At 58.2% G+C, this 13,291-nt stretch carries 10 protein-coding genes; all 10 read left to right on the top strand.

Annotation, left to right across the window (positions count from 1 at the left end; genetic code table 11):
• The first annotated feature begins 18 nt into the window (after nt 1–18).
• The 10 genes from KIS77_02005 (at nt 19) to KIS77_01960 (ending at nt 13,176) form a co-directional block, all read left to right on the top strand.
• Entirely contained in the window at nt 19–1,911 is a 1,893-nt protein-coding gene (locus KIS77_02005; GenBank protein MCW5921088.1) for a hypothetical protein, read from the top strand.
• A gap of 206 nt (nt 1,912–2,117) precedes the next feature.
• Nucleotides 2,118–2,558 (top strand): hypothetical protein, encoded by a 441-nt coding sequence (locus KIS77_02000; GenBank protein ID MCW5921087.1) that lies wholly within the window; start codon nt 2,118–2,120, stop codon nt 2,556–2,558.
• Between the two features lie 215 nt (nt 2,559–2,773).
• A complete protein-coding gene (locus KIS77_01995) occupies nt 2,774–4,783 on the top strand; it encodes a hypothetical protein (protein MCW5921086.1) in 2,010 nt (669 codons plus the stop codon).
• 161 nt (nt 4,784–4,944) lie between these two features.
• A complete protein-coding gene (locus tag KIS77_01990) occupies nt 4,945–5,436 on the top strand; it encodes a hypothetical protein (protein ID MCW5921085.1) in 492 nt (163 codons plus the stop codon).
• A 139-nt stretch (nt 5,437–5,575) separates the two neighbouring features.
• The gene (locus KIS77_01985; protein MCW5921084.1) at nt 5,576–7,582 is read left to right on the top strand and encodes a hypothetical protein; all 2,007 of its coding nucleotides are present in this window, start codon (nt 5,576–5,578) and stop codon (nt 7,580–7,582) included.
• Between the two features lie 166 nt (nt 7,583–7,748).
• Nucleotides 7,749–8,237, top strand: coding sequence for a hypothetical protein (locus KIS77_01980; protein ID MCW5921083.1), 489 nt, complete (start codon nt 7,749–7,751; stop codon nt 8,235–8,237).
• 140 nt (nt 8,238–8,377) lie between these two features.
• The gene (locus KIS77_01975) at nt 8,378–10,369 is read left to right on the top strand and encodes a hypothetical protein (GenBank protein ID MCW5921082.1); all 1,992 of its coding nucleotides are present in this window, start codon (nt 8,378–8,380) and stop codon (nt 10,367–10,369) included.
• Nucleotides 10,370–10,532: 163 nt separating this feature from the next.
• A complete protein-coding gene (locus tag KIS77_01970; GenBank protein ID MCW5921081.1) occupies nt 10,533–11,024 on the top strand; it encodes a hypothetical protein in 492 nt (163 codons plus the stop codon).
• A 473-nt stretch (nt 11,025–11,497) separates the two neighbouring features.
• Nucleotides 11,498–12,619 carry a hypothetical protein gene (locus KIS77_01965; protein ID MCW5921080.1) on the top strand — a complete coding sequence of 374 codons (1,122 nt, stop codon included), beginning with the start codon at nt 11,498–11,500 and terminating at the stop codon, nt 12,617–12,619.
• Nucleotides 12,568–13,176 carry a hypothetical protein gene (locus KIS77_01960; protein MCW5921079.1) on the top strand — a complete coding sequence of 203 codons (609 nt, stop codon included), beginning with the start codon at nt 12,568–12,570 and terminating at the stop codon, nt 13,174–13,176. Before KIS77_01965 ends, KIS77_01960 begins: the two co-directional genes overlap by 52 nt.
• Nucleotides 13,177–13,291: the final 115 nt, after the last annotated feature.

Here is a 13,291-nt window from a genome sequence, read left to right as displayed (position 1 = left end):
GGGGCTACCCAATTGTGCATGAATGAAGTACCTTTCATGTATTCGATACCCAATTCTGCCGATGCCAACCTTGTGTGGACGGCTTCCGTTGTGCCGCCCGCCGGAAATTTTCACGTTTCATTTATTGGTCCTTCCACCGGCCAATCGGTCAATTTGGACATCGGAGGGAACCCTGTGTCAGGGAGCGTGATACACCTCTGCGCCACCCCCACCAACCCTTGTTACGACCCCACCCCCATTTGCATGGACATCATCCCTCCGCCGCATATAAATCCTGGGTCGCAGCACCAAATAGTTTGCGAAGGGGATGAAGTGGTTTTCGAGTGGCTAGGGCCCCAGGGCCAGACCTATACTTGGACTTCCCTTGCCAACGGCATGGCAATCGGCGCCCCTCAGCAGGGCAGCGGCGACCTTGTTTTCATCGCCCAGAACCCCAGCAATATGACGCTTTTTGGGGGAGGGCAGGTTACCTCGTGGCTGGGCAACTGTAAAGGTCTAACATATAATTGGGGTGCTTATGTCCTCCCCAAGCCTAAGATGAACCAGCCCCCCAATGTATCGGTCTGCGGCGGCGCTCCGGTATCCGTCACCTTCTCCTCGGCTACGCCGGGCGCCACCTTCACTTGGACAAATGACAACACCGCCATCGGCCTTCCGGCAAGCGGAACAGGACACATCAACTACACCAGCCCCAAGGTGCCGTCGCCGCAGACCGCCACCATCACCGTCACGCCCCAATACACCAATCAGGGCGTCACCTGCCCCGGCGACCCCGTCACCTTCCATATCACCCTCAACGGCGCGTCGGTGGATGCCCCGCCCAACATCACCGTCTGCCCCGGCGACCCCGTCAGCGTCAACTTCAGCGGCACGGGCAACTCCTACACCTGGACGAACTCCAACACGGCCATCGGCCTGCCCGCGAGCGGCTCCGGCGACCTCTCCTTTTCCGCCCAGGGCGGCCCCCTGCAACAGACGGCTGTCGTCACCGTCACCCCCCAACCCTGCCCCTTCGCGTCGCAGTCGTTCAGCGTCACGGTGCTGCCAGAGGCCCGCGTCAACCAGCCCGACAACGTCACCGTCTGCGGCGGACAGCAGGTCGCCGTGTTCCTGAGCGGCAGCCTCTCTACCACCTTCTCGTGGACGAACTCCAACCCCGCCATCGGCCTGCCTGCTAGCGGCAGCGGCTCGCTTATCGCCTTCACCGCGCCCAACCTGCCCGCCACGCAGACGGCGACCATCACCGTCACCCCCACGCGCGGCGCTTGCACCGGCGAGCCGGTCACCTTCCAAATTACCGTGCAAAAATGCTGCGCCACCGATGCGGGCACGCTCGACACGGCTTCCATCGCCGTGTGCGGGCCAAAAATGGTGGCGCTCGCGCTGCCCGGAAATCACCACCTGGAGCCGAACGACACCATCCGGTTCATCCTCTACTCCAACCCGGCCAACCCATTGGGCAGCATCGTGCAATATTCCGACACCCTGAAATTCCCTTTCCTGCCCGGCACGATGCACTTCGACAGCATCTACTACGTCGCCGTCATCGCCGGGCCGCTGCTGCCCAACGACAGCATCAATGCCGCCGCAGCCTGCTTTTCGATGTTCAAGGGGCCGAAAATAACCTGGCGCCAAAAGCCGAGCATCACCGTCGGCTCGCCGCCGGAGGCCGTGTGCCGCGATGGCTGCGCCGACGTTCAGTTTGATTTCACGGGCACGCCGCCCTTCCAGTTCACTTGGCTCGTCGTGCAGAACGGCCAAATCCTGCTGTTGAGGAACGAGACATCGGCTGCCCACCAACTCGTGGTCACCTTCTGCCCGGCGGATTTCGCCGTCGCGCCCGCCTTGAACGAGTACGTTAATTTTCAGGTGAATTTTTTTCAGGATGGTTATTGCTCTTGCGCGGATTGAGGGAGATTCGCCAATAAATTGTTGGGGTTGAATTTTAAAAGCGAACGCATATTTCAACCTGAAAGGCTTGGACAGATTGAAAGGTTTGGCTTATTTTTATTTCGCCTTTGCAAATAGTCAAACTCAAATTTTATCCGTTCACTTTTTAGCCATCCCTTCGATTATGACAAAATTCAAAATTTTTCTGGCTGCCCCTTTTTTCCATCGTGTGCCTTGCAGGCCTTTACCTCCCCTCTTGCCAACGCGATGCCGATGCCCTTGCCCCTGCCCCAAAGCCTTTGAGCGACACGCCCGTGACGGAACGTGCCTGCCTTAACGACACTGGCTGTTCGTTCGTTATGACCGCAGCTACCAGTGGCACTGTAGAGCTATGTGGTGACATTATCAACAACACAGGCTCTTGCAGCAATGGCTGCAACACTAACGGCAACGACTTTTTTCTCAGTGTATCGCTTACGGCCAATACACCGTACACATTTTGTGTACTCAAAGATGGTTCTGTGTGTATCCGTAACCCCTCGACGGCATTGCAAGCCATCGATGTGGCGGTACAGGTTGCTGGCACCACTACGGCGCAGAGCGGCACAGGAAGCCCCTCGGCGGCGATGTGGCGGTACAGGTTGCTGGCACCACCCCCATCAATGTGACGATACCTGTAGGTGAAAGCCATTGTTTTCACCCCGATGCGCAATGCTCGGTCACAAATGACGGTTGCCAATAAAGGCGATCTTGCGACAGCGTCGACGTGTCGCTTTTGTCTCTGAACAACATTCGGCGATTTTGACACTGAGGAACTTACAAGCCGCACTCTGCCATTTGGCAGGGTGCGGCATTCGATGTCGTTTTCAATTCAGTTAGATTTATGAACGTCCGTGTACGCTCCTGCATATTTTTACTTTTTTTTATGGCTTGGAATGTGCTTACAGCTCAATGCCCGCCGCTCGGTTCGATTATTGGGGCTACCCAATTTTGCGTTAATGAAATACCTTTCACATATTCGATTCCAAATTCCGCTGATGCCGGCCTTGTGTGGACGGCTTCTGTCGTGCCGCCCGCGGGAAATTTTCAAGTTACATTCATTGGCCCTCCCACCGGCCAATCGGTCAATTTGAGCCTCGGAGGGAACCCTGTGTCAGGGAGCGTGATACACCTCTGCGCCACCCCCACCAACCCTTGTTACGACCCCACTCCCGTTTGCATGGACATCATCCCCCCGCCGCATTTGGACGTCATCCCACAGAACTCTTATACAGTTTGCGAAGGAGATGAGGCCATTTTCGAGTGGCAAGGCCCTCCCGGCCAGACCTATACCTGGACTTCCCTTGCCAACGGCATGGCAATCGGCGCCCCTGCCTCCGGCAGCGGAGACCTCATTTTTACAGCTCAAAATCCCACCGATATGCCGCTTTACGGGGCCGGGCATATCGTAGCATGGCTGGGCGACTGTAAAGGTTTTGGGAATGCTTGGTCTGTTCTCGTTCTCCCCCAGCCCTCGATGCTCCCCCCCCCCGACCTCACCGTGTGCGGCGGCGCACCTGTGTCGGTCACCTTCTCCTCGGCTACGCCCACCACTACCTTCACCTGGACAAATGACAACCCCGCCATCGGCCTTCCGGCCTCCGGCACTGGCAACATCAACTACACCAGCCCCAAAGTGCCGTCGCCGCAGACCGCCACCATCACCGTCACGCCCCAATACACCAATCAGGGCGTCACCTGCCCCGGCGACCCCGTCACCTTCCATATCACCCTCAACGGCGCGTCGGTGGATGCCCCGCCCAACATCACCGTCTGCCCCGGCGACCCCGTCAGCGTCAACTTCAGCGGCACGGGCAACTCCTACACCTGGACGAACTCCAACACGGCCATCGGCCTGCCCGCGAGCGGCTCCGGCGACCTCTCCTTTTCCGCCCAGGGCGGCCCCCTGCAACAGACGGCTGTCGTCACCGTCACCCCCCAGCCCTGCCCCTTCGCGTCGCAGTCGTTCAGCGTCACGGTGCTGCCAGAGGCCCGCGTCAACCAGCCAGACAACGTCACCGTTTGCGGCGGCCAGCCTGTGGCCGTGTTCCTGAACGGCAGCCTCGCCACCACCTTCAACTGGACAAACTCCAACCCCGCCATCGGCCTGCCCGCCAGCGGCTCTGGGTCGCTCATCGCCTTCACGGCCCCCAACCTTCCCGCCACGCAAACAGCCACCATCACCGTCACGCCCCAGCGCGGCGCCTGCACCGGCGAGCCGGTCACCTTCCAAATCACCGTGCAAAAATGCTGCGCCACCGACGCAGGAACCCTCGACACCGCTGCCATCGCCGTATGCGGGCCAAAAATCGTGGCGCTCGCGCTGCCCGGAAACCACCATCTGGAGCCGAACGACACCATCCGGTTCATCCTGTACTCCAACCCAGCCAACCCATTGGGCAGCATCGTGCAGTATTCCGACACCCTGAAATTCCCTTTCCTGCCCGGCACGATGCACTTCGACAGCATCTACTACGTCGCCGTCATCGCAGGGCCACTGCTGCCCAACGACAGCATCAATGCCGCCGCCGCCTGCTTTTCGATGTTCAAGGGACCGAAAATCACTTGGTGGAAAAAGCCGAGCATCACCGTCGGCTCGCCGCCGGAGGCTGTGTGCCGCGATGGCTGCGCGGAGGTGTTGTTCGAGTTGGAGGGGCAGCCGCCCTTCGAGTTCGACTGGCAGGTGTCGCAGGACGGGGCGGTGCTGCTGGCGCGGCACGAGGTGACAAGCGGCCATCAACTTTTGGTGCTGGTGTGCCCGCAGGACTTCGACGTGCCGCCCGTGGCGAACGGCGGGCTGCTGGGCTTCATGGTCAGCAATTTCGGCGACAAGGTGTGCTGGTGCGGGGAGTGAGGGGCGTTGGTGGCGACAATGAATTGTTGGAGTTAGCTTTTCAAAGCGAACGTATATTTTAGCCTGAAAGGCTTGGACAAATTGAAAGTTTTGGCTTATTTTTGTTTCGCCTTTATGGATGTTTCAAATTTAATCCGTTCACTTTTTACATCCCTTCGATTATGCAAAAATTCAAAATTTTCTGGCTGCCCTTTTTTTCCATCGTGTGCCTTGCAGGCCTTTACTTCTTCTCCTGCCAACGCGATACCGATGCCCTTGCCCCTGCCCCAAATCCCTTGAGCGACATACCCGTGACGGAACGGGCCTGCCTCGACGACACCGGCTGTTCGTTCGTTATAACCGCAGCCACCAATGGCACTGTAGAGCTTTGTGGTAACATTCTCAACTATACAGGCACTTGCAACTATGGCTGCGGCAGTAGCGGCAACGACTTTTTTCTCAGCGTATCACTTACGGCCAATGTCCAGTACACATTTTGTGTACTCCAAGGTGGCTCTGTGTGTGTCCGTAACCCCTCTACGGCATTGCAAGCCATCGATGTGGCGGTACAGGTTGCAGGCACCACTGCTGTCAATGTGACGATACCCGTAGGTCAAAGCCATTGTTTCCACCCCGCCCAAAGCTGTAGTGCCACAAACGACGGCTATAAGTAACAGTGATTTTATGATTGTGCCAATTCGATGTTTTTGCCTGAACAGAATTCGGCAATTTTGACGCGAGTGACATCGAAGGCCGCGCCTTACCTACTGGGATGGTGTGGTTTCCGATGTCGTTTTTAAATCGTTCTGGCTTATGAGCATTTGTGTACGCTCTTCCTGCATATTTTTGTTCTTCATCGCCCGGGCTATGCTGCTGGCCCAATGTCCCCCGCTAGGGCCGATTGTGGGCCCCCCTCAGTATTGCGTCTCCCTCCCTAGCACCAACATATACTCGATTCCCAATTCCGCTGATGCCGACCTTGTGTGGACAGTTTCTATCGTGCCGCCACTTGGCGGACAAGTTGAAATCGTTGACCCTCCTACAGGTGAATCTGTCACATTGTGGTGGACGTTATACCCTGTGTCGGGGACGATGATACATTTGTGCGCCACGCCCACCAACCCCTGCTACGACCCCACACCCATTTGCATGGACATCATCCCTCCCCCACATTTGGACGTCCTCCCAGTCCCCTTTACAGTTTGCGCCGGCGATGAAGTGGTTTTCGAGTGGCAAGGCCCCCAAGGCCAGACCTATACTTGGACTTCCCTTCCCCACGGCATGGCCATCGGCGCCCCTCAGCAGGGCAGCGGCGACCTCATTTTTACAGCCCAGAACCCCACCAATATGCCGCTTTTCGGAGGGGGCCATATTAGGGAGTGGAATGGTGACTGTGGTGGTGCCTCGATTCCGTGGTCTCTGTATGTGAACCCCAAGCCTAAGATGAACCAGCCCCCCGACCTCACCGTCTGCGGCGGCAGCCCCGTGTCGGTCACCTTCTCCTCGGCTACGCCCACCACTACCTTCACCTGGACAAACGACAACCCTGCCATCGGCCTTCCGGCCTCCGGCACTGGCAACATCAACTACACCAGCCCCAAAGTGCCGTCGCCGCAGACCGCCACCATCACCGTCACGCCCCAATACACCAATCAGGGCGTCACCTGCCCCGGCGACCCCGTCACCTTCCAAATCACCCTCAACGGCGCGTCGGTGGACGCCCCGCCCAACATCACCGTCTGCCCCGGCGCGCCCGTCAATGTCAACTTCACGGGCAACGCTGCCTCCTACTCCTGGACGAACTCAAACCCCGCCATCGGGCTGCCTGCCAGCGGCACAGGCGACCTCGCCTTCAGCGCCGAAGGCTCGCCTTTGCAGCAAACGGCCACCATCACCGTCACCCCCCAGCCCTGCCCCTTCGCGTCGCAGTCGTTCAGCGTCACGGTGCTGCCAGAGGCCCGCGTCAACCAGCCCGACAACGTCACCGTCTGCGGCGGACAGCAGGTCGCCGTGTTCCTGAGCGGCAGCCTCTCTACCACCTTCTCGTGGACAAACTCCAACCCCGCCATCGGCCTGCCCGCCAGCGGCTCTGGGTCGCTCATCGCCTTCACGGCCCCCAACCTTCCCGCCACGCAAACAGCCACCATCACCGTCACGCCCCAGCGCGGCGCCTGCACCGGCGAGCCGGTCACCTTCCAAATCACCGTGCAAAAATGCTGCGCCACCGACGCAGGAACCCTCGACACCGCTGCCATCGCCGTATGCGGGCCAAAAATCGTGGCGCTCGCGCTGCCCGGAAACCACCATCTGGAGCCGAACGACACCATCCGGTTCATCCTGTACTCCAACCCAGCCAACCCATTGGGCAGCATCGTGCAGTATTCCGACACCCTGAAATTCCCTTTCCTGCCCGGCACGATGCACTTCGACAGCATCTACTACGTCGCTGTCATCGCAGGGCCGCAGTTGCCCAACGACAGCATCAATGCCGCCGCCGCCTGCTTTTCGATGTTCAAGGGGCCGAAAATAACGTGGTGGAAAAAGCCGAGCATCACCGTCGGCTCGCCGCCCCAGGCCGTGTGCCGCGATGGTTGCGCCGAGGTGCTGTTCGAGTTGGAGGGGCAGCCGCCCTTCGAGTTCGACTGGCAGGTGTCGCAGGACGGGGCGGTGCTGCTGGCGCGGCACGAGGTGACAAGCGGCCATCAACTTTTGGTGCTGGTGTGCCCGCAGGACTTCGACGTGCCGCCCGTGGCGAACGGCGGGCTGCTGGGCTTTATGGTCAGCAATTTCGGCGACAAGGTGTGCTGGTGCGGGGAGTGAGGGGCGTTGGCGATGACAATGAATTGTTGGGGGTTATTTTTAAAAACAGTCGTGTTTATTGGCAAAAAAGACTTTTATACGACTAAAATTTTGACCTACCTTTGTTTTGCTCTGCGACCGGTCGAATTCAAATTTTATCCGTTCGCTTTTTTACATCCCTCCGGTTATGAAAATATTCAAAATTTTCTCGCTGCCCCTTTTTGCTGCCATCGTCGGTTTTGCAGGACTTCACTTCCTCTCTTGCCAGCACGAAGCCGAAGCCGAACAACTTACCGTGAAACCCCTCAGCGACACACCCGTGACCGAGCGAGCCTGCGCCAGCGGCTACTGTGAGTACTTGATTCTCTCGGATGTCAGCAACACCGTTGAGCTTTGTGGCGACCTTGCTGTCTTTACAGGAACTTGTACTGCTTGCGATACTTACAGTAATGATAAGTCCATTTGGATGACCGTCCCGACTTCTGCACCTGCTACGGTTTGTGTACTGATAGGTGGTTCCCTTTGCATACGGAACCCTTCTACGGCAACCCAGACCATGAATATCACGGTGACTGCTGGCACTGGCGGATCACAAAACGCGACAATTGTTCCGGGGCAAACTGCCTGCTTCCACTCCAACGCCAACTGTGACGCGACGGAGCTCGGGTGCCAATAACAACGTTTACCCACCAATACCCTCCCCGTGCTCCGACTAGGGCAGTGGGAGGCATTTGTACACTACGGTATATTGGGAGAACGCTGCAAAGTCCGTAGGATTTTTTGCACCCAGTGCCGCCGTTTTCAACCCACTGGCTTATGAAAATTCCTATACGCCCCTGCATACTATTTTTGCTTTTTCTCACCGCTCGGAACAGATTGCCAGCGCAATGCCAGCCACTTGAACCCATCCAAGGCCCCCCCCAACTTTGCAGCAATTTCCCCATGATATACTCGATTCCCAATTCCGCCGATGCTGGTCTTGTGTGGACACTCACGGTTGTCCCGCCAAACTCGGTTCAGTTCATCGGCTCTCCCACGGGCGAATCCGTCCAGTTGACTTGGTATGGGCCTGCCGGACTAGCGACCATCATACAATTGTGCGCCACGCCGACCAACCCCTGTTACGACCCTGCCCCCATTTGCATGGACATCATTCCCCCGCCCCATTTCGACCCTCTTGCCATACCTATTCCCACCGTTTGCGAAGGAGAGGAAGTGGTGTTCGAGTGGCAAGGCCCTCCCGGTCAGACTTATACTTGGACCACACAGCCATTTCACCTGTACATAGGCTCTCCGCCGGCTGGCAGTGGCGACCTCATTTTTACTGCCCAAAACCCCACCGACATGACCATTTTTGGAGGAGGACACGTCACTCCGTCATTGGGCGGATGTCAAGGTGGTAATACCTCATGGGCTCTTTATGTGCGTCCTGCGCCATCCGTGAATCCCCTTCCCGACATCACGGTGTGCGGCGGCTCGCCGATAGGAGTGGCCTTCAGCGGCTCGCCGGGCGCCACTTTTGCCTGGACCAACGACAACCCCGCCATCGGGCTGCCTGCCTCCGGCTCAGGCAACATCAACTATGTCAGCGCCAAAGTGACCCAGCAACAGACGGCCACCATCACCGTCACCGCCCATCATACCCTCAATGAATGCACCAGCCAGCCCGTCACCTTCCAAATCACGCTCAACAACACGATGGTGGACGACCCGCCCAACATCACCGTCTGCCCCGGCGAACAGGTCGAGGTCAACTTCACGGGTACTGGAGACTACTACTCTTGGACGAACTCCAACAGTTTTATCGGCTTGGGCAACGGAGGCACGGGCAACATCTCTTTCACAACGGAAGGCTCGCCCTTTCAGCAGACTGCCACCGTCACTGTCATGTCCCAGCCCTGCCCCTTCGCACCACAGACCTTCATCATCACAGTGTTGCCGGCGGTTTTCGTCAACCAGCCAGACAACGTCACCGTCTGCGGCGGCCAGCCTGTGGCCGTGCTCCTGAGCGGCAGCGCCGGCACGGCCTTCAACTGGACGAACGACAACCCCGCCATCGGGCTGCCCGCGAGCGGGTCGGGCAACATCATCTTCAACGCCCCCAACCTCCCAGCCACCCAGACGGCCACCGTCACCGTCATGCCCTACAAGCCGGGTGCATGTGCCGGCGAGCCGGTCACCTTCCAAATCACCGTGCAAAAATGCTGCGCCACCGATGCGGGCACGCTCGACACCGCCTCCGTCGCCGTATGCGGGCCAAAAATCGTGGCGCTCGCGCTGCCCGGAAACCACCACCTGGAGCCGAACGACACCATCCGGTTCATCCTGTACTCCAACCCAGCCAACCCATTGGGCAGCATCGTGCAGTATTCCGACACCCTGAAATTCCCTTTCCTGCCCGGCACGATGCACTTCGACAGCATCTACTACGTCGCTGTCATCGCAGGGCCACTGCTGCCCAACGACAGCATCAATGCCGCCGCCGCCTGCTTTTCGATGTTCAAGGGACCGAAAATCACTTGGTGGAAAAAGCCGAGCATCACCGTCGGCTCGCCGCCGGAGGCGGTGTGCCGCGATGGCTGCGCGGAGGTGTTGTTCGAGTTGGAGGGGCAGCCGCCCTTCGAGTTCGACTGGCAGGTGTCGCAGGACGGGGCGGTGCTGCTGGCGCGGCACGAGGTGACAAGCGGCCATCAACTTTTGGTGCTGGTGTGCCCGCAGGACTTCGACGTGCCGCCCGTGGCGAACGGCGGGCTGCTGGGCTTTATGGTCAGCAATTTCGGCGACAAGGTGTGCTGGTGCGGGGAGTGAGGGGGACGGTGGTGGCGACAATGAATTGTTGGAGTTAGCTTTTCAAAGCGAACGTATATTTTAGCCTGAAAGGCTTGGACAAATTGAAAGTTTTGGCTTATTTTTGTTTCGCCTTTATGGATGTTTCAAATTTAATCCGTTCACTTTTTACATCCCTTCGATTATGCAAAAATTCAAAATTTTCTGGCTGCCCTTTTTTTCCATCGTGTGCCTTGCAGGCCTTTACTTCTTCTCCTGCCAACGCGATACCGATGCCCTTGCCCCTGCCCCAAATCCCTTGAGCGACATACCCGTGACGGAACGGGCCTGCCTCGACGACACCGGCTGTTCCTTCGTTGTGACCGCAACCACCAATGGCACTGTAGAGCTATGTGGTGATATTATCAACTTCACAGGCACTTGCAACTACGGCTGCAACACTAATAGCGCCGACAGGTCTATCACCGTATCGCTTACAGCCAATACCCCATACACATTTTGTGTATTACAGGATGGCTCTGTGTGCATCCGCAACCCCTCGACGGCATTGCAAGCTATCGATGTGGCGGTACAAGTCGCCGGCACCACCGCTATCAATGTGACGATACCTGTGGGTCAAAGCCATTGTTTCCATCCCGCTCAAAGCTGTAGTGCAACAAACGATGGCTGCAAGTAACAGTGATTTTATGATTATGCCGACTCGCTGTTTTAGTCTGAACGGCATTCGGCTATTTTGACACGAACGGCATCGGAAGCCGCGGCTTGCTGTTACAAGGCGTGGTTTCCGGTGTCGTTTTCAAATCGTTATGCCTTATGAGCATTTGTGTACGCTCTTCCTGTATATTTTTACTTTTTTTCATAGCCCGGAGCATGCTGACAGCCCAATGCCCATCCTTGGGGCCGATAATGGGACCGCCTCAACTTTGCGGGAACGTACCCAATCCCAACATATATTCTATCCCAAATTCCGCTGACGCCGCTCTCGTCTGGACAATCACGGTTGACCCTAACCCTAACTCGGTTGAATTTGTCGGCCCTTCCACAGGTCAAACCGTCACTCTGGGTTGGTGGGGCCCTGCCGGATGGGCGAACGTGATACAATTGTGCGCCACCCCCACCAACCCTTGTTACGACCCCACTCCCGTTTGCATGGATATTATCCCCCCGCCGCATTTTGAACCTTATGACCCTGATGGTCAGACTCACCACCAAATAGTTTGCGAAGGTGACGAAGTAGTCTTCGAGTGGCAAGGCCCTCCTGGCCAGACCTACACCTGGACTTCCCTTGCCAACGGCATGGCAATCGGTGCCCCTCAGCAGGGCAACGGCGACCTCATTTTTATAGCTCAAAACCCCTCCAATATGCCGCTTTTCGGGGGAGGAAGTGGCACCGCATGGATGGGCGGCTGTAGAGGTACCAGTCCTGCGTGGTCTGTTCTCGTGAACCCCAAGCCTAAGATGAACCAGCCCCCCAATGTCACTGTCTGCGGCGGCGCTCCTGTGTCGGTCACCTTCTCCTCGGCTACGCCCACCACTACCTTCACCTGGACAAACGACAACCCTGCCATCGGCCTTCCGGCCTCCGGCACTGGCAACATCAACTACACCAGCCCCAAAGTGCCGTCGCCGCAGACCGCCACCATCACCGTCACGCCCCAATACACCAATCAGGGCGTCACCTGCCCCGGCGACCCCGTCACCTTCCATATCACCCTCAACGGCGCGTCGGTGGATGCCCCGCCCAACATCACCGTCTGCCCCGGCGACCCCGTCAGCGTCAACTTCAGCGGCACGGGCAACTCCTACACCTGGACGAACTCCAACACGGCCATCGGCCTGCCCGCGAGCGGCTCCGGCGACCTCTCCTTTTCCGCCCAGGGCGGCCCCCTGCAACAGACGGCTGTCGTCACCGTCACCCCCCAACCCTGCCCCTTCGCGTCGCAGTCGTTCAGCGTCACGGTGCTGCCAGAGGCCCGCGTCAACCAGCCCGACAACGTCACCGTCTGCGGCGGACAGCAGGTCGCCGTGTTCCTGAGCGGCAGCCTCTCTACCACCTTCTCGTGGACGAACTCCAACCCCGCCATCGGCCTGCCCTGCGCGGCAGCGGCTCGCTTATCGCCTTCACCGCGCCCACCCTGCCCGCCACGCAGACGGCCACCATCACCGTCACGCCCCAGCGCGGCGCCTGCACCGGCGAGCCGGTCACCTTCCAAATCACCGTGCAAAAATGCTGCGCCACCGATGCGGGCACCCTCGACACCGCCGCCATAGCCGTCTGCGGGCCGAAAACCGTCGCGCTCGCGCTGCCCGGAAACCACCATCTGGAGCCGAACGACACCATCCGGTTCATCCTGTACTCCAATCCGGCCAACCCATTGGGCAGCATCGTGCAGTATTCCGACACCCTGAAATTCCCTTTCCTGCCCGGCACGATGCACTTCGACAGCATCTACTACGTCGCCGTCATCGCAGGGCCGCAGTTGCCCAACGACAGCATCAATGCCGCCGCCGCCTGCTTTTCGATGTTCAAGGGGCCGAAAATAACGTGGCGCCAAAAGCCGAGCATCACCGTCGCTTCGCCGCCGGAGGCGGTGTGCCGCGACGGCTGCGCGGAGGTGTTGTTCGATTTTACGGGCACTCCGCCTTTCGAGTTTACATGGCTCATCGTGCAGAACGGCCAGATTCTCCTGTCCAAAAACGAGACTTCACCTGCTTTTCAAATGCTCGTCACCCTCTGCACCGCCGATTTCGCCATCCCCCCGACGGGCGGGAGCATTGATTTTCAGGTCAATTTCTTCCAGGATAAGTTTTGCGGGTGCGTGGACTGAGGGGGGGCAAAATGTTAGTGTAAGATTTTAAAACCGTCGTATGTTTTAACAAAATAATCTTGGACGCCTTAAATATTTTGATTTATTTTTGCATCGCAAATCGGGCTGATGTTGC

The sequence above is a fragment of the Saprospiraceae bacterium genome, assembly GCA_026129545.1.
Classification (GTDB): Bacteria; Bacteroidota; Bacteroidia; order Chitinophagales; family Saprospiraceae; genus M3007.
This window is presented reverse-complemented; position numbering and strand designations above follow the sequence as displayed.

Bases quoted from the DNA above. Each gene is read 5' to 3' on its own strand.
- KIS77_01980 (MCW5921083.1), top strand. From the start codon at position 7,749: ATGAAAATATTCAAAATTTTCTCGCTGCCCCTTTTTGCTGCCATCGTC.
- KIS77_01985 (MCW5921084.1), top strand. From the start codon at position 5,576: ATGAGCATTTGTGTACGCTCTTCCTGCATATTTTTGTTCTTCATCGCC.
- KIS77_01975 (MCW5921082.1), top strand. From the start codon at position 8,378: ATGAAAATTCCTATACGCCCCTGCATACTATTTTTGCTTTTTCTCACC.
- KIS77_01995 (MCW5921086.1), top strand. From the start codon at position 2,774: ATGAACGTCCGTGTACGCTCCTGCATATTTTTACTTTTTTTTATGGCT.
- KIS77_01965 (MCW5921080.1), top strand. From the start codon at position 11,498: ATGGATATTATCCCCCCGCCGCATTTTGAACCTTATGACCCTGATGGT.
- KIS77_01990 (MCW5921085.1), top strand. From the start codon at position 4,945: ATGCAAAAATTCAAAATTTTCTGGCTGCCCTTTTTTTCCATCGTGTGC.
- KIS77_02005 (MCW5921088.1), top strand. From the start codon at position 19: ATGAATGAAGTACCTTTCATGTATTCGATACCCAATTCTGCCGATGCC.
- KIS77_01970 (MCW5921081.1), top strand. From the start codon at position 10,533: ATGCAAAAATTCAAAATTTTCTGGCTGCCCTTTTTTTCCATCGTGTGC.